Here is a 20,126-nt window from a genome sequence, read left to right as displayed (position 1 = left end):
ATTGTTTTTTCTTCATATTTCATATTTGTTCTTATTTTGTGCGCAGCATTCCATATCTCCTGTGCGCAACCGTTCAGCGCATACTGTAGAAGGGGTTGGTCATGTCGCGTCCGTCGATGCGATTCGCCGGGGAGGAGCGTGACGTGACGAATACCCCTCGCCTGCTTGCCATGGGCGGTGCGCATATCGATCGCCGTGGCCGGCTGTCTGGCCCCCATATTCCCGCCACCTCCAACCCCGGCCACATGCGCGAGGATGTGGGCGGCGGGGTCCTCAATGCGGCTCGTTGCGCGGTACAACGCGGCATTCACGTCTCTCTTTTTTCCGTGCGTGGCGGAGATGCAGGCGGGGAACGGGTGACGGAGGCCATTGCTGCAAGCGGAATAGAAGACCTTTCCTGCGTGTTTCTCGACCGCACGACGCCGAGCTACACCGCCATCCTGGACGACCATGGGGAGCTCATCACCGGGCTTGCGGATATGGAGCTCTATGAGCGCACCTTCCCGCGCCAGATGCGCCGGCGCAAGCTGCGTGAGGCGATTGCAGGCGTCGATGCCCTGCTCTGCGACGCCAATATGCCGGCCGAGGCGATTGCCGCACTTGCGACACAGCGCGACGCAAGGCTTTTCGGCGCCATCGCCGTATCGCCGGCCAAGGCAGGCCGGCTGCTGCCATCCCTGCGCGACCTATCGGTCCTCTTCATGAACGGGCGGGAGGCGCGCGCGCTTGCCGGCCTTGCTGAAGCAGGCCCGCTGAGCGACGCCGTGCTAAAACTCGAGGCCCTTGGCCTTTCCGCGGGTGTCATCACCGCTGGAAGCGGCCTCATCTTGCTGTTCGACCAGAATGGCATATTCGAGATCGAGCCCCCCACCATCGAGAGGATTGCCGATGTCACCGGCGCGGGCGATGCGCTTGCCGGGGCAACCATGGCAGCCCTGATGAATGGCGAAAGCCTGAGCGAAGCCGTTCGCCACGGCATTGCAGGCGCCGGCATAGCCATCGGCAGCGCCTCGGCAGCGCCCGAATTCGACACTACCATTTTCAGCGCCGCCCTCGCCCGCGTACCGGCAGCGCGCGCCGTTTCCTGAAGGAGCAGAACCCGTGCGGTCCAAAAATATCCTCGACATCCACCCCGAGGTCGCCGAAGCCCTTGAAGCGGGCTTGCCCGTGGTGGCGCTCGAAAGCACCATCATCACCCATGGCATGCCCTGGCCGCGCAACAATGAGATGGCGGCGCAAGTGGAAGATCTGGTGCGTGCAGAAGGCGCAGTGCCAGCCACGATTGCGGTCATCGACGGCCGTCTCAAGGTCGGGCTTTCCGAGGCCGAGCGCGTGGCGCTGGCCAAGGCAAGCGGAACGATGAAGCTTTCCCGCGCCGATCTCGCCTTCGCCCTTGCGGAAGGGAGAAGCGGCGGAACCACCGTTGCCGCCACCATGATCGCTGCGCGGCGCGCAGGTATCGCTGTCTTCGCCACCGGAGGGATCGGGGGCGTCCACAAGGGGGCGGAAACGAGTTTCGACATTTCGGCCGATCTCGATGAACTCGCCCGCACAACCGTCATCGTGGTCTCGGCCGGGCCCAAGGCCATTCTCGATACTGAAAAGACGCTTGAGGTGCTGGAGACACGCGGTGTTCCGGTGGTCGCCTATGGAACAGACGTCATGCCGGCCTTCTGGTCGCGCCAATCGCCCCACAAAGCGCCGCTGCGTCTCGATACGCCGGAAGCGATCGCGCGTTTTCAGGCAACGCGGGCAACGCTTGGCATCGAGGGTGGCATGCTGATTGCCAATCCGGTACCGGCGGAAGATGAAATCTCTGCCGAAGAAATGGCCGGATATATCGCAAAGGCGCAGGACGATGCACGGACGGGCGGCGTTTCAGGCAAGGATGTGACACCATTCCTGCTTTCGCGCATCCTCGAACTGACCGATGGTGCCAGTCTGGCCACCAATATCGCTCTTGTTAAAAACAATGCCCGCCTCGCGGCGCGCATCGCACGCGCCATTGCAGCCGGCTGAAGGATGGCCCCGACAAAAGAAAAGGCCGCCGGAATGATCCGGCGGCCTTTTTCGTTCGAAAACTGCAATATGCTTCAGGCGCCCGTGAGCGGCGACAGGCGGATTTCGACGCGACGGTTCTGCGCGCGGCCTTCCGGCGTGGCGTTGGACGCGATGGGCTGCGTTTCGCCCTCTCCGATCACCGCAAAGCGCTGGCCGTTGACCCCCTGGCCCGTCAGGTAATTCGCCACGGCACCGGCGCGGCGCTGTGAGAGCTGAAGGTTGTAATTGTCGTTGCCTGTCGAATCCGTATGGCCGAAAACGTCGACAAGGGTGCGGTTATATTTCTGCAACACGAGGGCGACCGAGTTCAGCGTGCCGTAGAAGGCAGGCTGGATGGTCGAGGAATCGGTCGCGAAGGTGATGTTGGAAGGCATGTTCAGGATGATGTAGTCGCCCTGGCGGGTGACGCTGACACCCGTTCCCTGCAACTGACCGCGCAGCTGGGCTTCCTGCTGATCCATATAGGAGCCGACCGCGCCGCCGGCCAGAGCACCGATACCGGCACCGATCAGGGCGTTGCGTCGATCATCGCCACCCGCCAGAAGACCGACGCCAGCGCCAGCCAGTGCGCCAAGGGCTGCACCACCGGCCGTATTGGAGATCTTCTGCTGTCCCGTATATGGGTCGGTGCTGGTCACGCAGCCGGCCGTCAGCCCGGCAACGAGCGCGACAGCGATGGATTTCTTCAACATGGTCGGTGTCCTCACTTCTCTGAAATACCGCGAAAAGAATCGTGCTTGGCAATCCCCAGACTGCCCGTGACGCACAATTTAGGCAAAATTCTGCGCATCCCCGCCGGACTATAGGACATTGCGTCGGATTTGCACACGACACTAACAGTTCCCGTTTCGGTCAGTCCTTGCGATAGATAAGCCAGTTCTTGGCAAAAGACCCCTTGGGATTGCGCGAATAAAGCGTGGCGCGGTTGCGCCCATCGAGCTTCGAGCCATAAAGTGCCTGATCCGCCTTGGTGTAGAGATCGTCGGCATCGTTGGCCTCGGAAGCCATGCAAACGCCAAGCGAGATGCGAATCGGTCCGTAATTGCGCCCCGAGGGACCGAGGACGAACTCGGCCTGCTCGACGGTGGCGCGCGCCGTCTCGGCAAGTGTCATGGTCGCATCTTCGCTCAATCCATAGACAATGAGCGCGAATTCCTCGCCACCGGTGCGCGCCAGAAAACTGTCCGCATTGCCCTGGACTTTCAGAAGGCGGGCCACGATCTGCAGCACCCGGTCGCCGATCGGATGGCCGAACTGATCGTTGAAGCTCTTGAAGCCGTCGATATCGATGAGGATCAACGCGTGATACATGATGGAACGCGGATCGTCGTAGATGCGTGCCATGCGCTTGTCGAAGGCGCGGCGATTCCAGACCTTGGTGAGCGGGTCGGTGTCGGCCAGACGCTTATATTGTTCGAGCTGGCTGCGCATCTTTTCCAGCTCTTCCGATTTCTCGGCCATCGCCTGGCTGATCTGGCGCCCTTGCTGGATCGTCGTTTCGGTTGCCGCTGCCATGATGCCTACGATCTTGCATAAAATATCGCGCGAAAGATCGGCATTGGAGCCCAGACCGTTCGAAGTCTGGTCAAGGATCACCCCGAATTTTTCAAGCGAACTGCGTTCGCGGCCAAGAAGGGAAAGGATTTCCTCGGCGCGGATAGCGATCTGGTTCTGGGCACTCTCGACGATGGCGTCGCGGTTGCTCTGGGCGAAATGCTTCATCGCGAGCTTGTCGAGCGCATCCTGCGTCAGGCGCCCTTCCAATGCGGCGAAATCGCGTGCCAGATCGCGGTTGGATCCGGCGTAAACCTCGTAGAATATCTCATAGTTGCGCGGCAGCCCGACCACGCCCATGCGTTTCATGCAGTCAGCAATGGTCGTGGCGATATCGCCAGAGCGATCGTTCGATGCGCTGGAAGTCTGCAGCATGCGCGGATAACCTTCCCCAAGGCCCTTGTGTCAGAACACCCCCCAAGCGCGATCCAGACACTCATAGTTCTGCAAGATAACCGGCATGAGCTAACGCCGGGTTAACCAGCGATTGCGCCGGCTATTCAACTTCGTCCCAAGCTGGCGAGAAATCATAATCGCAAATGCGCTGACCGGCGCCGCGCAAAGCCGAGATAGCAGCCATTTCCTCCTCGCTCAGGGAAAAATCGAAAAGTCCGATATTTTCTGAAAGCCGCTCCGGATTGCTCGTTCTGGGGATGGCAACGATGCCATCCTGCTGAACCTGCCAGCGCAGCACGATCTGCGCCGGCGTCTTGCCGTGACGGGCAGCCGCCTTGCTCACCGCAGGTTCCTCGAAAAGCCGGCCACCGCGCGCAAGCGGGCAATAGGAGACCATTGCCATACCGGCCTCACGGCAGGCGCGATACACCTTCGACTGGTCCAGATAGGGATGATTTTCCACCTGATTGGCCACCAGCGGCGCATCGGACAGACGCAGTGCCTCGGCAAGCAGGGCAGTCGGAAAGTTCGAAACGCCGATATGCCGCGCCAGACCGCGCTCTCGCATAAGGTTCAGGGCACCGATGCTATCGGCGAGCGGCACTTGCGGATTCGGCCAGTGAATAAGAAGCAGGTCGACATGATCGAGCCCAAGGCGAGACAGGCTCGCTTCCGCCGAACGCGCCAGATCAGCCGGCGCAATATCCGTCCACCAGACTTTGGTGGTCACGAAAATATCGTTTCTTGCAACGCCCGAGGCGCGCAACCCTTCTCCCACGGCTTCTTCGTTGCCGTAGGAAGCGGCTGTGTCCAGATGGCGATAACCGAGCGAGATGGCCCGTGAAACCATGTCGGCGCAGGCCTTGTCCTTCAGCGTCCAGGTTCCAAGTCCGATCACGGGAATGGAGGCACCGTTGGCTTCGACGGTCTGCATGAACTGGTCTCCTTGTTTCAGCCGCTATTCGCGATAACTGATACACCTATAAACAATAGGATCAAACCAGGACCACTGCCCATGCGGCATGCCGCAATAAAGAAGTCACGCGTCGAACTCATCGACATTGCGCGCGGCATCGCACTACTCGCCATGGCTGTCTATCATTTCGGCTGGGACCTAGAGCTGTTCGGTTACATGGAACCGGGAACGGCGGTGACGGGCGGATGGCGCCTCTTTGCAAGGTCGATTGCCACTTCGTTCCTGTTTCTCGTGGGGGTGAGCCTGTTTCTGGCCCACGCGAAAGGGGTGCGCTGGCCGCCCTTCCTCAAACGCCTCGCCATGGTGATCGTCGCGGCAGCGGCGATCACAGCGGCCACATGGGCGATCTTCCCTTCCGGCTTCATCTTTTTCGGCATCCTGCATCATATCGCGCTTGCGAGCCTGCTCGGGCTCTTGTTCCTGCATTTGCCGGTCTGGCTGGTGCTTGCCCTCGCTGCCGGTACGGTCGCACTGCCTTACTATTTCTCCGCCCTCGTCTTCGACAATCCGGCCTTGTGGTGGGTCGGGCTTTCCACCTTTCGTCCCCATTCAAACGACTATGTGCCTCTCTTTCCATGGTTCGGCGCCGTTCTGGCCGGTATCGCCGCAGGCCGCCTCGCCCGTGACAGCGGGCTTCTGGACCGTATGGCGCTCGTCCGCACGGGCAATTGGTCTGCGCCCTTGCGGCTTGCCGGCCAGCATAGTCTTGCTTTCTATCTCCTGCACCAGCCGGTGCTGATCGCGTGCGTATGGGCCGTATCGCAGGTCTTTCCGCCGGCGCTCGCCACCACCGAAGCCCGCTTTGTCAACGCATGCACGCAGCAATGTTCCGAAACGCGCGATGCGGCGTTCTGCAAGGCATATTGCGACTGTTTCACCGAAGTCCTGCGTTCCGAAAACCGCCTGGAATCCGTTATGTCTGCGCGCTCGGACGCCCGTAACGAATCCCGCTTGAGCGAGATCGCGTCCGAATGCACTATGACCGCCGAGACGGGGGCCATCATGCAAGAGCGGGACGGGACGAATGAAAGACCATGAGCAAAGACCCAGCCGATTTCCCTGGCCACCCATCATCTACCTCATCGCGATAGCCGCCTCCGTCGCTGCAGGGCTCGCCTATCCCCTGCCCTGGTTCGGTGCACCGCTATCCGACATACTCTTTGCTCTCGGATGGCTGATGATCGCTGGCTTCGTGTTCATCGACGTTCAGGCCATGCGCACGCTTTTCCAAGCCAAAACCACGATCCTGCCGCATCAGGGCGCCCATGCTCTCGTGACGGACGGCCCTTTCGCGATCAGCCGCAACCCGATCTATCTCGGCAACAGCATGCTGGTCGCAGGGCTTGGCTTCGTTACCGGCAACCCGTGGTTCCTGCTTTTCGTCTTCCTTGCCGGGTTCATGACCTTCAAGCTTGCCATCGAGCCCGAGGAGAAACATCTCGCCTTGCGCTTCGGCAAAAAATACCGCGACTACCAGAAGAAGGTGCGGCGCTGGATTTGACCGCGAGCACCAGGTACGGGAGCATTTCGCAGTCAGGGGAACAAGTCAGGGGAACACTTGACGTCCCCATGACTGCGGCAACTGGAAGATCGAGCGTCCTTGCTTCATGCGAAAGGACGCATAGCCTCCAAAACCCTCCTGACAACAGGCCGATTGAGCCGCGGCACCGTATCGGCTATGATGCATGTTCTCTTTCTGTTCGTAGACTGGCCATGACTGTCAGCGTCCTACTCCACGGTCTGTGCCGCGATTGCCTGACGCCTGCAGCGGCGCCGGAGCGGCGTTGCCGTGCGTGCGGAAGCCCGCGCATGCTGCGCCATGCCGAACTGAGCGAACTATCGCTCGCCCATATCGACTGCGACGCCTTTTATGCCGCGGTCGAAAAGCGCGACAATCCAGCGCTGCGCGACCGGCCGGTGATCGTGGGCGGCGGCAAGCGCGGGGTGGTTTCGACCGCCTGTTACATCGCCCGCATCCATGGGGTGCGTTCGGCCATGCCCATGTTCAAGGCGCTCGAAGCCTGTCCCGAAGCTGTCGTCATCAAGCCGAACATGGAGAAATATGCCAGCGTCGGCAAACAGGTCCGTGAGATGATGCAGGCGCTGACGCCGATGGTGGAGCCGCTTTCCATCGACGAGGCCTTTCTCGACCTGTCGGGAACGGAGCGCCTGCATGGCGCACCTCCTGCGCTGGTGCTGGCGCGCTTTGCCAGGCAGGTGGAACAAGAGGTGGGAATAAGCGCCTCCGTCGGTCTTTCCTACTGCAAATTCCTCGCAAAAGTCGCTTCCGACCTGAACAAGCCGCGTGGCTTTTCAGTCATCGGCAAGGCGGAAGCCGTGTCCTTTCTCAGCGGCCAGCCCGTCTCGCTGATCTGGGGCGTAGGCAAGGCCTTCGCCGCGACACTCGCCTCCGACGGCCTGCGCACGATCGGACAATTGCAGACCATGGAACGCAGCGAATTAATGCGCCGCTATGGCACAATGGGCGACCGGCTATTCCACCTTTCGCGAGGACTGGACGAACGCAGTGTGAAAGCCAACTCCGAAGCCAAGAGCGTTTCGTCGGAAACAACCTTCAACACCGACCTTTCCAGTCCCGACGATCTCGTGCCGGTACTGCGCGCCTTGTCCGAGCGGGTTTCGGCGCGGCTCAAGAAGGCCGATATTGCAGGCCGCACCGTCGTTCTCAAGCTCAAGACGGCGGATTTCCGTATCCGCACACGCAACCGGCAACTGGGCGATCCCACCCGCCTCGCCGACCGGATATTCCATACCGGGCTCGACATGCTCAAGCGCGAGCTCGACGGCACGCGCTTTCGCCTCATCGGGATCGGTGTCAGCGACCTGACGGATGCCGCCAAGGCCGATCCGCCTGATCTGGTGGACCGCCTGTCGCACAAGCGCGCCATGGCCGAGGGCGCCATCGACAGCCTGCGTGCCAAGTTCGGCAAGCAGGCCGTTGAAACGGGCTATACATTCGGGCGCGGGCGCGCAGGACAGCCACAGCGCGATCAGGATCCCGACGCCAGTTGAGCGCCTTTCGGGCAAACCCGCACCGCAACCTGCTCGCCTTACCCGCCTGCCAGCTCCCGAATCTTCTTTTCCACCGCCGCCCGCCGCTCCTTCATGCCAGGATGGGTGGAGAACCAATAGGTCTCCTGCGCGGCTTCATCGTCCTTGCCTATACGATCGAGCAGGTCGACAAAGCTCACGGGGTCCCGCCCCACCCGGCTCATCAGATCGACGCTGTAGAGATCGGCACTTGTCTCGAACTCGCGGGAATAGACAAGCGTTTGAACGGCGCTTGCCTGGGTCACCACGTCATCGACCAACTGGCTGGCATCGCCCCCGACAAGAGCCACCATGAAGCCGATGCCAAGCACGCGATAAATCTGCTGCAATGAATGGCGCTCGCGGACATGGCCGATTTCATGCGCCATGACACCTGCTATCTCGTCATCGGTGGCAGCCAGTGTCACAAGTTCGTCCGTGACGATAATCGTTCCGCCTGGAAGGGCGATGGCGTTGGCGCCGATTGTCTTGCCGCCCTTGCGCAAAAGAAGCTGTAATGGCGGGCCCTTCTTCCCTGCGGCGAATGAAAGCTCTGCGAAGAGTGCACGCAGCGCCTCCTGGCGCTTTTCGGGCAATTCTGTCGGTTCGAAAAGGGTCCGATCCACCGTTTCAAGCGTGCCGAAATCGATGGCCGCAACGATGGGTGCCGGCGTCATGACCGCCGCACCGGAGGCAAGGAGCGGAATCCCGTGGCGATAGGCGACGAAAAGCAGGCCAATTGTGACCATTGCAGCCAGCGCAATATATTTCAGATTGGCTTCGAAACGCGTAAGGCGGGAAAAGAAGCTCTTGTGGGTACCCAGGAAGCCATCCACATCCGCTCCGGGAGCTGCCTCGAAGACCCCGCCATCGGCGAAGGTGAACTTGCGGGGAACGCCGGCAACGGGATCGGAAACGGATTGAAGCACCGGCATCATGGGCTCCTGCCCGCCGGTTTCCTGAAGCCGCAAAGCTTCGGGCGTGCCCGACAAGACCGCCGACGTTACTGCGGAAGAAGCTGGCGGAAAATAGCGCCCTTCGATCATTCCAGGCTCCGGTTAAAGCTGTTCTGCAGGTTCAAAGGATCGCGGCCTTATCTCAGGGCGTCCAAGAATGCGCGGAGCGCCTCAGAGAGCAAGCACTATCGGTCCTGCGAGCACGGTTTGAACATGAAGTCTGAAACGGCGCATCCCGGAAGGGCTGCGCCGTTCCACCGTCACTGCGGCATCAAAGCCCGAAGTCGATGCCCTCGATATCGAAAAATTCGGCGGCGCCAACATTGCCTTCGGGCGCAGCCTCATCAACGAAATCATCGAGCGGACCGGCAGCCAGAAGACCGGTACTGGCTGCCAGATAGCGCCAGCTGCGCACCGCTGCCCAGGGCCGCATCAGCCCGACGGTCAGAATCGTGACGATCAGGTTCGAGACGAGAATCCACACATAGCGCAAACGACCAACATTGGAGGTCATGCGGTGCTTTCCGTCCAGCGTCGTGCTGTTGTAGGCGATGTTGCGCACGCCGGCTGCATAGAAGACGTAAGACAGCGCAAGCGCCACATAGGCCCCAAGAAGGCCTGCGACCAGCGGGCCGCTGGCGAGCAGCCGGGCAAATTCCTCGTCACCCATATCGCCATAGCTGAAGGAACCGATGCCCGCGGACAGCGCAAGGCCGATGGCCCCGCAAACCACGGCGGCGAGAATCACGAATATGATTGTTGCGCCCAGATTGCCGTAAAGCGCCTTGAGCGGCGCCTGCGTCTCAAAACGGGCGGTGCCATAGCCAAGGTGCCGGCCGATATAATTATACGCATAGCGCGAGGCGAGCGGAGCCAGAATGCCAAGCGAGACCAGCGCCACGATCGGCATGACGATGAAGGAAAAGAACGCACCCCAATAGGAACCGCGGAAATTCAGCCGCACATTGCGATAACTCGTCATGCGCGCATTGAAGGCCATCGACTTGTTGAGAATCCACGGGAAGGCCAGGATATAGAAAATCAGCAGAAAGCTGAAAAACGGCGAGATCAGCACCAGCAGATTGTAGAGGACCAGCAAGCCCAAAACGATGATGCGCCCGATGAGGATTTTGACCGGACGGGCGTGATATTCGAAATTATGGCCGTCGAGCCAGGTGTTTCCGTAGAAATAGCGTTGGCGACGCACTTTGGCCCACGCCGTATAAATGCCGAGCGTGATGAGCGAAAGAAGCAGATTGACGATCCAGATACCGAAATATTCCGTCGCGGAACCGGTGAAGGAGAAGCTCAGTTCGCGCCGCGCCTCGCGACCCAGCGGCACGGCTTCATTGGTATTCATGATAAACTTGACCTTTTTGGGAAGAATATATGGAGACCGTGCTTGTTAACCGGATTTAGGAGGCGGAACAATTACCACCGGTTGCATTTCCTGTTATCAAATTTAGCTGCATGATGTTACAGGACAGCAACCATCCGATCTGGTGCCTGATCTGGTGTTTGTGAGGATTTCGCCCGCAAGCGGTGGCGCCTCGATCTTTCGATATTCCGCTTTCATGCGGGCGGCAGGCGTTTGTTCCACCTGGCTGCGAAACGCATCTCGATCAAACGTTCAGACGAGCTCGACATCGACCACGCCTGGAACGGCGCGCATTGCGGCGGCAATCTGGGGAGAGATGCGGTAGCGATTCGGAAGCCCGACCTCGATTTCGCCCTGCCCTCCCTCCTTGATGACGACAAGGCTCACCTCCGCGTCGCCGCGCTGCTTGAGCTGCGAGGCGATGGCGCCGAGCGGATTGGCATCGCGCAGATAGACGCGCAGCGCCTTTTGCATGCGCGAGGCTTCCTCTTCGAGCGACTGAACGCTCTGGATGCGCAGATTAACCCCTTCGGGCCGATCTTCCGCGCCCACCATGATCACCACTGAGGAGCCTGCCTCCAGCAAGTCGCGATACTGCGCGAGCGCTTCGGAAAACAACACCGCTTCATATTGGCCGGTGGCATCGGAGAGCTGGATGATGCCCATCTTGTTGCCCGTGCGGGTGCGCCTCTCCTGCTTTGAGGTGACAGTGCCGGCCAGACGCCCGGCAGATGCACCGCGCTTGACCGCCGCCTGGAACTCGCCCCAGCTCTGGACGCGCATCTTGGCCAATGTTTCTGCATATTCATCGAGCGGGTGGGCCGAAAGATAGCAGCCCACCACCTGAAACTCACGGTGCAGCTTGTCGGCTGCCGTCCAGGGATCCGTGACCGGCAGATGCAGCTTCTGCGGTTCGCCGCCGCCCGACATACCGAAAATATCGCCCTGCCCCATGGCCGCGTCCTCGGCAGCGCGCGCGGCCATGCCCATCAGCCGGTCGATGCCCGCGAAAAGTGCGGCACGATCTATTCCGAAACAATCGAACGCACCGGCCTGGATGAGGCTTTCGAGAACGCGCTTGCCGACGATCTTCGGGTCGATGCGGGCGCAGAAGTCTTCAAGGCTCTTAAAGGGCTTTTCACGCCGCTTCTCCACGATGTGCTCCACCGCCGCATCGCCCACCCCCTTGATGGCGGCAAGCGAATAGAAGATGCGGTTCTCGCCCACCTCGAAATTGCGGTAGGAGGTCAGGACCGAGGGAGAAACGACCTCGATGCCGAGGCGCATGGCATCGCGGCGGAAGTCGTTCAGCTTGTCGGTGTTGGCCATATCGTAGGTCATCGAGGCGGCCAGGAATTCGACCGGATAATGCGCCTTCAGATAGGCCGTCTGATAAGAGACGATAGCGTAGGCGGCAGCGTGCGACTTGTTGAAGCCGTAGTCGGCGAACTTCGCCAGAAGGTCGAAGATGAAATTGGCCTGCTGCTTGGAGACGCCACGCTCGGTGGCTCCATCCACGAAGATGCCGCGCTGCTTTTCCATCTCCGCGCGAATCTTCTTGCCCATGGCGCGGCGCAGAAGATCGGCCTGTCCGAGCGTGTAGCCGGCCAGTTCCTGCGCGATCTGCATCACCTGTTCCTGGTAGACGATGACGCCCTGCGTCTCCTTCACCAGATGGTCGATCTTGGGATGGATGGAGGCGATTTCCTCCTCACCATGCTTGCGCGCGTTGTAGGTCGGGATGTTCTCCATCGGGCCCGGGCGATAGAGCGCCACCAGTGCGATGATGTCCTCGACGCAGTCGGGCTTCATGCCGATCAGCGCCTTGCGCATGCCGGCACTTTCAACCTGGAACACGCCGACGGTCTCGCCCCGCGACAGCATCTGGTAGGTCTCGGCATCGTCGAGCGGGATGCGCGCCAAGTCGATATCTATGCCACGCCGCGCAATCAGCGTCACCGCAGTCTTGAGGACAGTCAGCGTCTTCAGGCCGAGGAAGTCGAACTTCACCAGACCGGCCTGCTCCACCCATTTCATGTTGAACTGGGTCACCGGCATGTCGGATCGCGGATCGCGATACATCGGAACCAGTTCCGAAAGGGGCCGGTCGCCGATCACAATACCTGCGGCATGGGTCGAGGCATGGCGGTATAGCCCCTCAAGCTTCTGGGCCATTTCCAGAAGCGTGCCGACAATGGGCTCCTTCTCCACCTCTTCGGCAAAGCGCGGCTCGTCCTCGATTGCCTTGGGCAAGGGCGTCGGATTGGCCGGATTGGACGGCACCATCTTGCACAGCCGATCCACCTGGCCATAGGGCATCTGCAGAACGCGCCCCACATCGCGCAGCACGGCGCGCGCCTGCAGTGTTCCGAAGGTGATGATCTGTCCCACCTGGTCGCGACCGTATTTGCCCTGCACGTAGCGGATCACCTCCTCGCGGCGGTCCTGACAAAAGTCGATGTCGAAGTCGGGCATCGACACGCGGTCGGGATTGAGGAAGCGCTCGAACAGCAGCGAGAAGCGCAGCGGGTCCACATCCGTGATGGTCAGCGCATAGGCGACCAGCGAGCCGGCACCCGAACCACGCCCCGGCCCAACAGGAATATCCTGCGCCTTCGCCCATTTGATGAAGTCCGACACGATCAGGAAGTAGCCTGGGAACTTCATCCGCTCGATGACGCCCAGCTCGTATTCCAGCCGTTCCTCATAGTTTTCGAGCGTATAGCCGGCTGCCATTCCCAGCCCGTCTATGCGGCGTTGCAGGCCTTCGCGGGCCTGTCGGCGCAATTCATCGGCCTCCGCCTGAAGCGCTGCTTCCGCATCCTCCGCGTCGCCACCGGTAAAGCGCGGCAGGATCGGCGGATGCGTTTTCGGGAAATAGGAGCAGCGCCGCGCGATCTCGATGGTGTTGTCGATCGCTTCGGGCAGATCGGCAAAGAGTTTCGCCATCTCCACCTGTGGCCGCAGATAATTGTCGGGCGTAAGACGGCGGCGATCGTCGACGGCGATCACCGTGCCTTCGGCAATCGCGATCAGCGCGTCATGCGCCTCGAAATCGTCGCGCTTCAGGAAAAACGCCTCATTGGTCGCAACCAGTGGCAGTTCGTGGCGATAGGCAAGGTCAACCGTCGCGGCCTCCACCGCCCGATCATAGCCCTGCAGCCGCTCCAGCTCCACATAAAGGCGGTTTCCGAAAAGCTCTTTCAGGAACAGAAGCCGCTGCTCGGCGATCTCGGGGCGCTCGGCCTTGAGAGCCGCGCCGACAGGACCGCGCGGGCCGCCCGTCAGGCAGATGATGCCGGCATTGAGCTCCTTCAGCCAATCGGCGCCGATATGGGTCTCGGTCCCCGGCTCCGTCTCCAGATAGGCCCGGCTCACCAGCCGGACCAGATTGGCATAACCTTCCTCAGTGGCTGCGATCAGGACCAGCGTTTCATATTGCGGCCCCATCTTCCGATTGCCGCGGCGCGCCTCGGTCAACGCATCCTCAAAGGCGAAGGACAGCTGGCACCCGACGATGGGCTGCAACCCTTCCTTCGTCGCCTTCTGCGCAAATTCCAGCGCGCCAAACAGATTGTTGGTATCGGTAACGGCAATGGCCGGCGCTTCGTCCTTCACCGCCTGGCCGATGATCTTGCCAAGCTGCAGCGCGCCTTCCAGAAGCGAGTAGGCGGAATGAACCCGCAAATGGATAAAGGGCCGCTCCGGCCGCATTCTCTCGCGTTCGGCAGCCGCGAAAATGGGATCGCGCGATAGCCTGTCACTCGCCATGGTATTTCGCCGCTCGGATTGGAAGACTCATGTCTTCATTCTTTCCCTTCGACCCCGCCGGGTAAAGGGCGGAAGCGCGGGCGATTTCAGTTACGCTCAAGAAGAAGCATTTCGGAGATGGACGCGGTCAACTCTGCCGGAGTTTCCACGATGCGCGCAGCGCCCGCTTCTTCCAGCTCCGCCCGGTCGCCGAAGCCCCAAAGCACCCCGATGGCGCGAACATCGTTTGCCGCCGCGCCCTCCACATCATGCAGGCGATCTCCGATCATCAAGGCATGTCGCGGATCGAGTCTCTCGCTTTTCAGGATGTGGGCAATCAGATCGGACTTGTTCGCATGGCTCCCATCGGGCGCCGAACCATAGACCGCATCGAAAAAGCGCATGAGATCGAAATGCTCGAGGATGTCGCGAGCGTAGTACTCGACCTTGGAGGTCGCTATCGACAGGAAGCAGCCGGCATCCACGCACGCTGCAAGCGTCTCCTTCACGCCGGGGATCAGCTCATTTTCGAACTTGCCGATGCGATTGTACCGCTCGCGATAATGGCCAACCGCCTCCCATATGACAGCTTCGTCATCCGTCTTGAGAAAATCGGCGAAGGTGACATGCAGAGGTGGCCCGATGAAGCGCCGCAACTCCTCATCAGCAGGTGAGGAATACCCCATATTTTCAAGCGCATATCGGATACTGCTCGTAATTCCCACGAAGGGATTGGTCAGCGTTCCGTCAAGATCGAAAAGGACGGAAACCCGCCTGTCCTGTGCCATGCGCCGTATCGCTCCGCTTGCGGTTTCAATCGAATTCCATGATCACCGCATCGACAGCAAGGCTGTCTCCCGGCCTGGCGTTGACCTTCATGACCGTGCAATCGCGTTCGGCGCGCAGCACGTTCTCCATCTTCATTGCCTCGACCACGGCCAACGTCTCACCCGCCTTGACCTCCTGGCCGTCGGACACGGCAACGGAGACCACAAGACCCGGCATCGGACACAGGAGGAGCTTCGACGTGTCCGGCGCCTCGCGAACCGGCATCAGACGGTCGAGCTCGGCGATGCGCGGCAGCATCACCCGGGCTTTCGCCGAAACGCCCTGCCAGGCAAGCTGCACGCCGTTCAGGACGGGCCTGACCTGCACATGCACGGTGCGACCGTCGACCGTGCCCTCCCAGACGGCGTCGCCAGGCCGCCAGGACGAGGCGACGGTGATCGGTTTTGCACCATCGATACTCACATCCATTTCAAGAGGGATAGAGATCATTCCCTCTACGACGCTGGCCTTCACGTATTCATCGTTGAGACGCACGCTCCAGTCGCGCTTCAACTCACCCGAATGCGGTGCCAGGCGGCCCGTCAGCCGGTCGAGACGGTCGCGGCGCAGAAGCTCGACGGCGAGCGCCACCGCGCTCAGAACATGGCGCTCCTCCACCCCTGGTTCGCGAGGCGTGAAACCGTCGGGAAACTCCTCGGCGATGAAGCCAGTGGACAACCGCCCCTCGCGCCACCGCGGATGGCTCATCAATGCGGTCAGGAAGGGAATATTGTGTTCGATGCCATCGATCACGAAACCGTCGAGCGCCTCGCTCATGGCTTCGATGGCCGTCAGCCGGTCCGGTGCCCAAGTGCACAATTTGGCGATCATCGGATCGTAGAACATCGATATCTCGGATCCTTCCGTGACGCCGGTATCGTTGCGCACCACCACATCGCCGAAACGGCCTTCCGCCGGAGGGCGATAGCGTGTCAGACGACCGATGGACGGCAGAAAATTGCGCACGGGATCCTCAGCGTAGATGCGGCTTTCCACGGCCCAGCCGTTCAGTTCCACACCGTCCTGTCCGAAAGCGAGCTTCTCGCCTGACGCGATGCGGATCATCTGCTCGACGAGATCGATGCCGGTGATGAGCTCGGTGACCGGATGCTCCACCTGAAGGCGGGTGTTCATCTCCAGGAAATAGAAATTCCGATTCCTGTCGACGATGAACTCGACCGTGCCAGCACTTTGATAATCAACGGCTTTTGCCAGAGCCACCGCCTGTGCACCCATGGCAGCGCGGGTTTCAGGGTCGAGGAAGGGCGACGGCGCCTCCTCGACGACCTTCTGGTTGCGGCGCTGGATCGAACATTCGCGCTCGCCAAGATGGATACAGGTGCCATGTGCGTCGGCCAGCACCTGGATTTCGATGTGGCGCGGCTCCTCGACGAACTTCTCGACGAAGATACGATCGTCACCGAAGGAAGACGCCGCCTCCGACTTGGAGCGCTCGAACCCCTCGCGGGCCTCGGCCTCGTTCCACGCGATGCGCATGCCCTTGCCGCCACCGCCCGCAGATGCCTTGATCATCACCGGATAGCCGATTTGCGAAGCGATTTCAGCGGCATGCTCGGCATTCTCGATCAGCCCCATGAAGCCTGGCACTGTCGACACACCCGCGTCGGCAGCGATCTTCTTCGAGGTGATCTTGTCGCCCATCGCCTCTATGGCCTTCACCTTGGGACCGATAAAGATGATGCCCTCGGCTTCCAGCTTCTCACAGAAGCCCGCATTTTCCGACAGGAAGCCATATCCCGGATGAACGGCCTCGGCACCGGTCTCCTTGCAGGCGGCGATAATCCTGTCGGCGATGAGATAGCTCTGATTGGCCGGCGGCGGGCCGATATGCACGGCCTCATCGGCCATTTCCACATGCACGGCATCCGCATCGGCGTCGGAATAGACCGCGACGGTTGCGATACCCATTTTGCGCGCGGTCTTGATGACGCGGCAAGCGATCTCGCCGCGATTGGCGATGAGGATTTTCTTGAACATGAGAGGCGTTTCCCCAAACGGCATTTTCCCTTTTTTATGGGTTTGCGGGCCGACGCTCAAGCGCTTCGCGCATCGAACGGGTGAGAAGCGGGTTTGTCCACCGGACTTGCCGTGCCGCATCCTGCAGTTGCAGGACCCGCAACCACCTTGCCTGTAAGGAAGGAACTGCCAAGCCGGCCAACGGACTTGCGGCAGAGGGCAATTCCTGAAAGTTTCGGCTCAGAATCTTTCGTTTGCAGGAGAGCCCGATGAAAACCCGTGCCGCCGTCGCCATCCAGGCCGGAAAACCCCTTGAAATCATGGAAGTCGACCTGGAAGGACCGCGCGAAGGCGAAGTTCTGATCGAGGTCAAGGCAACAGGCATCTGCCATACCGACGAGTTCACCCTTTCAGGCGCCGATCCCGAGGGATTGTTCCCCGCTATCCTCGGTCATGAGGGTGCCGGCGTCGTCGTGGATGTGGGACCCGGTGTGAGAAGCCTCAAGAAAGGCGATCACGTCATCCCGCTCTACACGCCTGAATGCCGCGAGTGCCCGTCCTGCCTGTCGCGCAAGACCAACTTGTGCACGGCCATCCGCTCCACCCAGGGCCAGGGCGTGATGCCGGACGGCACCAGCCGTTTCTCGCTGAATGGTGAGAAGCTGCACCATTACATGGGGTGCTCCACCTTCTCCAATTTCACCGTGCTGCCCGAGATCGCGGTGGCGAAGGTCAATCCGGACGCTCCCTTCGACAAGATCTGCTATATCGGCTGCGGCGTGACGACGGGCATCGGCGCCGTCATCAACACGGCCAAAGTCGAGGAAGGCTCGACAGCGGTGGTCTTCGGCCTCGGCGGCATCGGCCTCAACGTGATCCAGGGTCTGCGTCTTGCCGGCGCCGACATGATCATCGGCGTCGACCTCAACAATTCCAAGAAGGAATGGGGCGAGCGCTTCGGCATGACGCATTTCGTCAATCCGAAGGAGATCGGTGGCGATCTGGTGCCCTATCTCGTCGACCTCACCAAGCGCGGTGCCGATCAGATCGGCGGCGCCGACTACACATTCGACTGCACGGGCAACACCACGGTGATGCGCCAGGCGCTCGAATGCGCGCATCGCGGCTGGGGCGAATCCATCATCATCGGCGTTGCCGGCGCAGGACAGGAAATCTCCACTCGCCCGTTCCAGCTCGTGACGGGCCGCACCTGGAAAGGCACTGCCTTTGGCGGCGCTCGCGGGCGCACCGACGTGCCGAAGATCGTCGACTGGTACATGGACGGCAAGATCGACATCGACCCGATGATCACGCACACGCTGTCGCTCGACGAGATCAACAAGGGCTTTGATCTGATGCATGCGGGCGAATCGATCCGCTCCGTGGTGGTCTTCTGAGGCCACTGCCGTGCCCGCCATCTATGTGGATGCCGATGCCTGCCCGGTGAAGGCCGAGGTGATGAAGGTGGCCGAGCGGCATGGGCTGCCGGTCACCTTTGTCGCCAATGGCGGGCTTCGGCCCTCGCGCGATCCGATGATCCGGAACATCGTCGTTTCGGGCAGTTTCGACGCGGCCGACGACTGGATCGTGGACCATGCGCAGGCCGGCGACATTGCCATCACCGCGGACGTGCCGCTGGCCGCGCGACTGGTGGAAAAAGGTGTTCACACGCTCGGCCCCACCGGCAGGCCCTTCACGCCGGAAACCATCGGCATGGCCGTCGCCATGCGCAATCTGAAGCAGGACCTGCGCGAGGCGGGCGAGATCAAGGGATACAATCCCGGTTTCACGCCGAAGGACCGTTCCGCTTTTCTCCAGGCGCTGGACCAGACCGTGCGCCGGGCATTGCGCGCAAATCAGGGAAATCAGTCATCATGAAAACCGTCTCCACCGCGAAATCCCACGGCGGAACGCAGGGCGTCTACACGCATGCCTCCTCCGCCTGCCGATGCGACATGACCTTTGCCGTGTTTGTACCCCCGCAAGCCGAAAAGGGGCCAGTGCCGGTCCTTTGGTATCTCTCCGGTCTCACCTGCACCCATGCCAATGTCATGGACAAGGGCGAATACCGGCGCATGGCCGCCGAACTCGGGCTGATGATCGTCTGCCCCGACACGAGCCCGCGCGGCGAGGCTGTTCCTGACGAGCCCGATAACTGGCAGTTCGGCAAGGGCGCCGGTTTTTATGTGGATGCGACGCAAGAGCCCTTTGCCGAGAACTACCGCATGTACAGCTATGTGACGCAGGAGCTTCCCGCCCTGATCGCCGAACATTTTCCGGCCGACATGAGCCGGCAGGGCATTTTCGGCCATTCCATGGGTGGCCACGGCGCGCTCACCATCGCCCTTAACAATCCCGATCGCTACAAAAGCTGCTCCGCCTTCGCCCCCATTGTGGAACCGTCCACGGCGGGCTGGTCCAAACCTGCTTTCGAGAAATATCTAGGCAAGGACGAGGCCGCATGGCGCGCCCACGATGCCTGTGCGCTGGTAAAGGAAGGGGCCCGCTTTCCTGAATTCCTGATCGATCAGGGCAGCGCCGACGGGTTTCTCGATGAGGGTCTGCGCCCTTGGCTGTTCGAGGACGCCTGCAAGAATGCCGGCCTGCCGCTGACACTGAACATGCGCGACGGCTACGACCATTCCTACTTCTTCATTTCCACATTCATGGACGATCATCTGGCATGGCATGCCGAAAGGCTTGCGTGAAGAAGGTCAGAGATTGAATCCGAAAATCCACATAACTACCTAAAAATAGAACAATATTTCTCCTTCAAAATAAGGCGGCGTGCCCGATGGGGATGCCGCCTTTGCCATTACCGGGGTTCGGACCAGGGCCCGGCGACACCCGCCTTCCTGCATAGAAGCGGGATAACGTCCCGCCATAACGATCCGGCAGGTGACAAAGCAGGGCGTCTCGGCTAGTTTCCGGATTGTCCAGGGCTTCGGCCCTGCCGGCCAGCGGGAGAGAGTCCAACCGGAATTCCGGAAGGGCCGCCGAAGGGGAAATCGCCCGAAATCTCTCAGGCAAAAGAACCGTCGGCCGGTTAAGACACTCTGGAAAGTCGGGGCTTGCCCCCGCGCCGAAGGTGTAAGCGCAGTTGGGAACCGAATTCCGGAACCGGAACTGCGCGAGTCTCTCAGGCTTCCGACAGAGGGGCGCGAACATGCCGCTTGCCGCGGCGTGATTGTGCAACTTC

Annotated in this window: 16 protein-coding genes and 1 riboswitch; of the genes, 8 read left to right on the top strand and 8 right to left on the bottom strand. The window is 60.9% G+C overall.

Features of this window, described 5'->3' with window-relative positions; translation table 11 throughout:
* Positions 1 to 143 precede the first annotated feature (143 nt).
* Together NA8A_RS17905 and NA8A_RS17900 are read left to right on the top strand one after the other, a co-directional pair.
* Positions 144 to 1,088, top strand: coding sequence for a carbohydrate kinase family protein (locus NA8A_RS17905; protein ID WP_240532817.1), 945 nt, complete (start codon positions 144 to 146; stop codon positions 1,086 to 1,088).
* 13 nt (positions 1,089 to 1,101) lie between these two features.
* The gene (locus NA8A_RS17900; protein ID WP_009451778.1) at positions 1,102 to 2,019 is read left to right on the top strand and encodes a pseudouridine-5'-phosphate glycosidase; all 918 of its coding nucleotides are present in this window, start codon (positions 1,102 to 1,104) and stop codon (positions 2,017 to 2,019) included.
* 74 nt (positions 2,020 to 2,093) lie between these two features.
* Here the strand turns inward: NA8A_RS17900 and NA8A_RS17895 are convergent, their stop codons facing one another.
* The 3 genes from NA8A_RS17895 to NA8A_RS17885 all read right to left on the bottom strand — a co-directional run bounded on the left by NA8A_RS17895 (position 2,094) and on the right by NA8A_RS17885 (position 4,945).
* Positions 2,094 to 2,753 carry a YiaD family glycine zipper/OmpA-like lipoprotein gene (locus tag NA8A_RS17895; protein WP_009451777.1) on the bottom strand — a complete coding sequence of 220 codons (660 nt, stop codon included), beginning with the start codon at positions 2,751 to 2,753 and terminating at the stop codon, positions 2,094 to 2,096.
* A 160-nt stretch (positions 2,754 to 2,913) separates the two neighbouring features.
* Positions 2,914 to 3,990, bottom strand: coding sequence for a GGDEF domain-containing protein (locus tag NA8A_RS17890; RefSeq protein ID WP_009451776.1), 1,077 nt, complete (start codon positions 3,988 to 3,990; stop codon positions 2,914 to 2,916).
* Positions 3,991 to 4,111: 121 nt separating this feature from the next.
* Positions 4,112 to 4,945, bottom strand: coding sequence for an aldo/keto reductase (locus NA8A_RS17885; RefSeq protein ID WP_009451775.1), 834 nt, complete (start codon positions 4,943 to 4,945; stop codon positions 4,112 to 4,114).
* Positions 4,946 to 5,026: 81 nt separating this feature from the next.
* Between NA8A_RS17885 and NA8A_RS17880 the strand changes: the two genes are divergently transcribed.
* From NA8A_RS17880 to NA8A_RS17870, 3 genes are all read left to right on the top strand, one after another.
* The gene (locus NA8A_RS17880) at positions 5,027 to 6,025 is read left to right on the top strand and encodes an acetyltransferase domain-containing protein (protein ID WP_009451774.1); all 999 of its coding nucleotides are present in this window, start codon (positions 5,027 to 5,029) and stop codon (positions 6,023 to 6,025) included.
* Entirely contained in the window at positions 6,012 to 6,488 is a 477-nt protein-coding gene (locus NA8A_RS17875) for a methyltransferase family protein (RefSeq protein ID WP_009451773.1), read from the top strand. The genes NA8A_RS17880 and NA8A_RS17875 overlap by 14 nt, the downstream gene beginning before the upstream one ends.
* A gap of 212 nt (positions 6,489 to 6,700) precedes the next feature.
* A complete protein-coding gene (locus NA8A_RS17870) occupies positions 6,701 to 8,020 on the top strand; it encodes a DNA polymerase IV (protein WP_040672979.1) in 1,320 nt (439 codons plus the stop codon).
* Between the two features lie 38 nt (positions 8,021 to 8,058).
* Here NA8A_RS17870 and NA8A_RS17865 read toward each other — a convergent pair whose 3' ends face one another.
* The 5 genes from NA8A_RS17865 to NA8A_RS17845 form a co-directional block, all read right to left on the bottom strand.
* Positions 8,059 to 9,084, bottom strand: coding sequence for a M48 family metallopeptidase (locus tag NA8A_RS17865; protein ID WP_009451771.1), 1,026 nt, complete (start codon positions 9,082 to 9,084; stop codon positions 8,059 to 8,061).
* A 181-nt stretch (positions 9,085 to 9,265) separates the two neighbouring features.
* Complete coding sequence (locus tag NA8A_RS17860) at positions 9,266 to 10,354, bottom strand: YjgN family protein (protein WP_009451770.1); 1,089 nt, start codon at positions 10,352 to 10,354, stop codon at positions 9,266 to 9,268.
* A gap of 270 nt (positions 10,355 to 10,624) precedes the next feature.
* Positions 10,625 to 14,086: a DNA polymerase III subunit alpha gene (gene dnaE, locus NA8A_RS17855; protein WP_177203400.1), complete on the bottom strand. Its 3,462-nt coding sequence runs from the start codon at positions 14,084 to 14,086 to the stop codon at positions 10,625 to 10,627.
* 143 nt (positions 14,087 to 14,229) lie between these two features.
* Positions 14,230 to 14,910, bottom strand: coding sequence for an HAD family hydrolase (locus tag NA8A_RS17850; RefSeq protein ID WP_009451768.1), 681 nt, complete (start codon positions 14,908 to 14,910; stop codon positions 14,230 to 14,232).
* A gap of 25 nt (positions 14,911 to 14,935) precedes the next feature.
* The gene (locus tag NA8A_RS17845; protein ID WP_009451767.1) at positions 14,936 to 16,948 is read right to left on the bottom strand and encodes an acetyl-CoA carboxylase biotin carboxylase subunit; all 2,013 of its coding nucleotides are present in this window, start codon (positions 16,946 to 16,948) and stop codon (positions 14,936 to 14,938) included.
* 248 nt (positions 16,949 to 17,196) lie between these two features.
* Here NA8A_RS17845 and NA8A_RS17840 point away from each other — a divergent pair, with 248 nt between their 5' ends.
* Genes NA8A_RS17840 through fghA form a run of 3 tightly spaced genes read left to right on the top strand, consistent with a single transcriptional unit; the run spans position 17,197 to position 19,635 of the window.
* Entirely contained in the window at positions 17,197 to 18,324 is a 1,128-nt protein-coding gene (locus NA8A_RS17840) for an S-(hydroxymethyl)glutathione dehydrogenase/class III alcohol dehydrogenase (protein ID WP_009451766.1), read from the top strand.
* Positions 18,287 to 18,805: a YaiI/YqxD family protein gene (locus NA8A_RS17835; protein ID WP_051018027.1), complete on the top strand. Its 519-nt coding sequence runs from the start codon at positions 18,287 to 18,289 to the stop codon at positions 18,803 to 18,805. Before NA8A_RS17840 ends, NA8A_RS17835 begins: the two co-directional genes overlap by 38 nt.
* Positions 18,802 to 19,635 carry an S-formylglutathione hydrolase gene (gene fghA, locus NA8A_RS17830; RefSeq protein WP_009451764.1) on the top strand — a complete coding sequence of 278 codons (834 nt, stop codon included), beginning with the start codon at positions 18,802 to 18,804 and terminating at the stop codon, positions 19,633 to 19,635. Before NA8A_RS17835 ends, fghA begins: the two co-directional genes overlap by 4 nt.
* 243 nt (positions 19,636 to 19,878) lie before the next feature.
* A riboswitch (glycine riboswitch) is annotated at positions 19,879 to 19,975 on the top strand.
* Positions 19,976 to 20,126: the final 151 nt, after the last annotated feature.

Origin of the sequence: Nitratireductor indicus C115 (assembly GCF_000300515.1) — a bacterium.
Classification (GTDB): domain Bacteria; phylum Pseudomonadota; class Alphaproteobacteria; order Rhizobiales; family Rhizobiaceae; genus Nitratireductor; species Nitratireductor indicus.
This window is presented reverse-complemented; position numbering and strand designations above follow the sequence as displayed.

Excerpts from the sequence above, each read along its gene's own strand:
- NA8A_RS17895 (WP_009451777.1), bottom strand. The coding sequence starts at position 2,753 with ATGTTGAAGAAATCCATCGCTGTCGCGCTCGTTGCCGGGCTGACGGCC.
- NA8A_RS17890 (WP_009451776.1), bottom strand. The coding sequence starts at position 3,990 with ATGCTGCAGACTTCCAGCGCATCGAACGATCGCTCTGGCGATATCGCC.
- NA8A_RS17885 (WP_009451775.1), bottom strand. The coding sequence starts at position 4,945 with ATGCAGACCGTCGAAGCCAACGGTGCCTCCATTCCCGTGATCGGACTT.
- NA8A_RS17880 (WP_009451774.1), top strand. The coding sequence starts at position 5,027 with ATGCGGCATGCCGCAATAAAGAAGTCACGCGTCGAACTCATCGACATT.
- NA8A_RS17875 (WP_009451773.1), top strand. The coding sequence starts at position 6,012 with ATGAAAGACCATGAGCAAAGACCCAGCCGATTTCCCTGGCCACCCATC.
- NA8A_RS17870 (WP_040672979.1), top strand. The coding sequence starts at position 6,701 with ATGACTGTCAGCGTCCTACTCCACGGTCTGTGCCGCGATTGCCTGACG.
- NA8A_RS17865 (WP_009451771.1), bottom strand. The coding sequence starts at position 9,084 with ATGATCGAAGGGCGCTATTTTCCGCCAGCTTCTTCCGCAGTAACGTCG.
- NA8A_RS17860 (WP_009451770.1), bottom strand. The coding sequence starts at position 10,354 with ATGAATACCAATGAAGCCGTGCCGCTGGGTCGCGAGGCGCGGCGCGAA.
- dnaE (WP_177203400.1), bottom strand. The coding sequence starts at position 14,086 with ATGCGGCCGGAGCGGCCCTTTATCCATTTGCGGGTTCATTCCGCCTAC.
- NA8A_RS17850 (WP_009451768.1), bottom strand. The coding sequence starts at position 14,910 with ATGGCACAGGACAGGCGGGTTTCCGTCCTTTTCGATCTTGACGGAACG.
- NA8A_RS17845 (WP_009451767.1), bottom strand. The coding sequence starts at position 16,948 with ATGTTCAAGAAAATCCTCATCGCCAATCGCGGCGAGATCGCTTGCCGC.
- NA8A_RS17840 (WP_009451766.1), top strand. The coding sequence starts at position 17,197 with ATGAAAACCCGTGCCGCCGTCGCCATCCAGGCCGGAAAACCCCTTGAA.
- NA8A_RS17835 (WP_051018027.1), top strand. The coding sequence starts at position 18,287 with ATGCGGGCGAATCGATCCGCTCCGTGGTGGTCTTCTGAGGCCACTGCC.
- fghA (WP_009451764.1), top strand. The coding sequence starts at position 18,802 with ATGAAAACCGTCTCCACCGCGAAATCCCACGGCGGAACGCAGGGCGTC.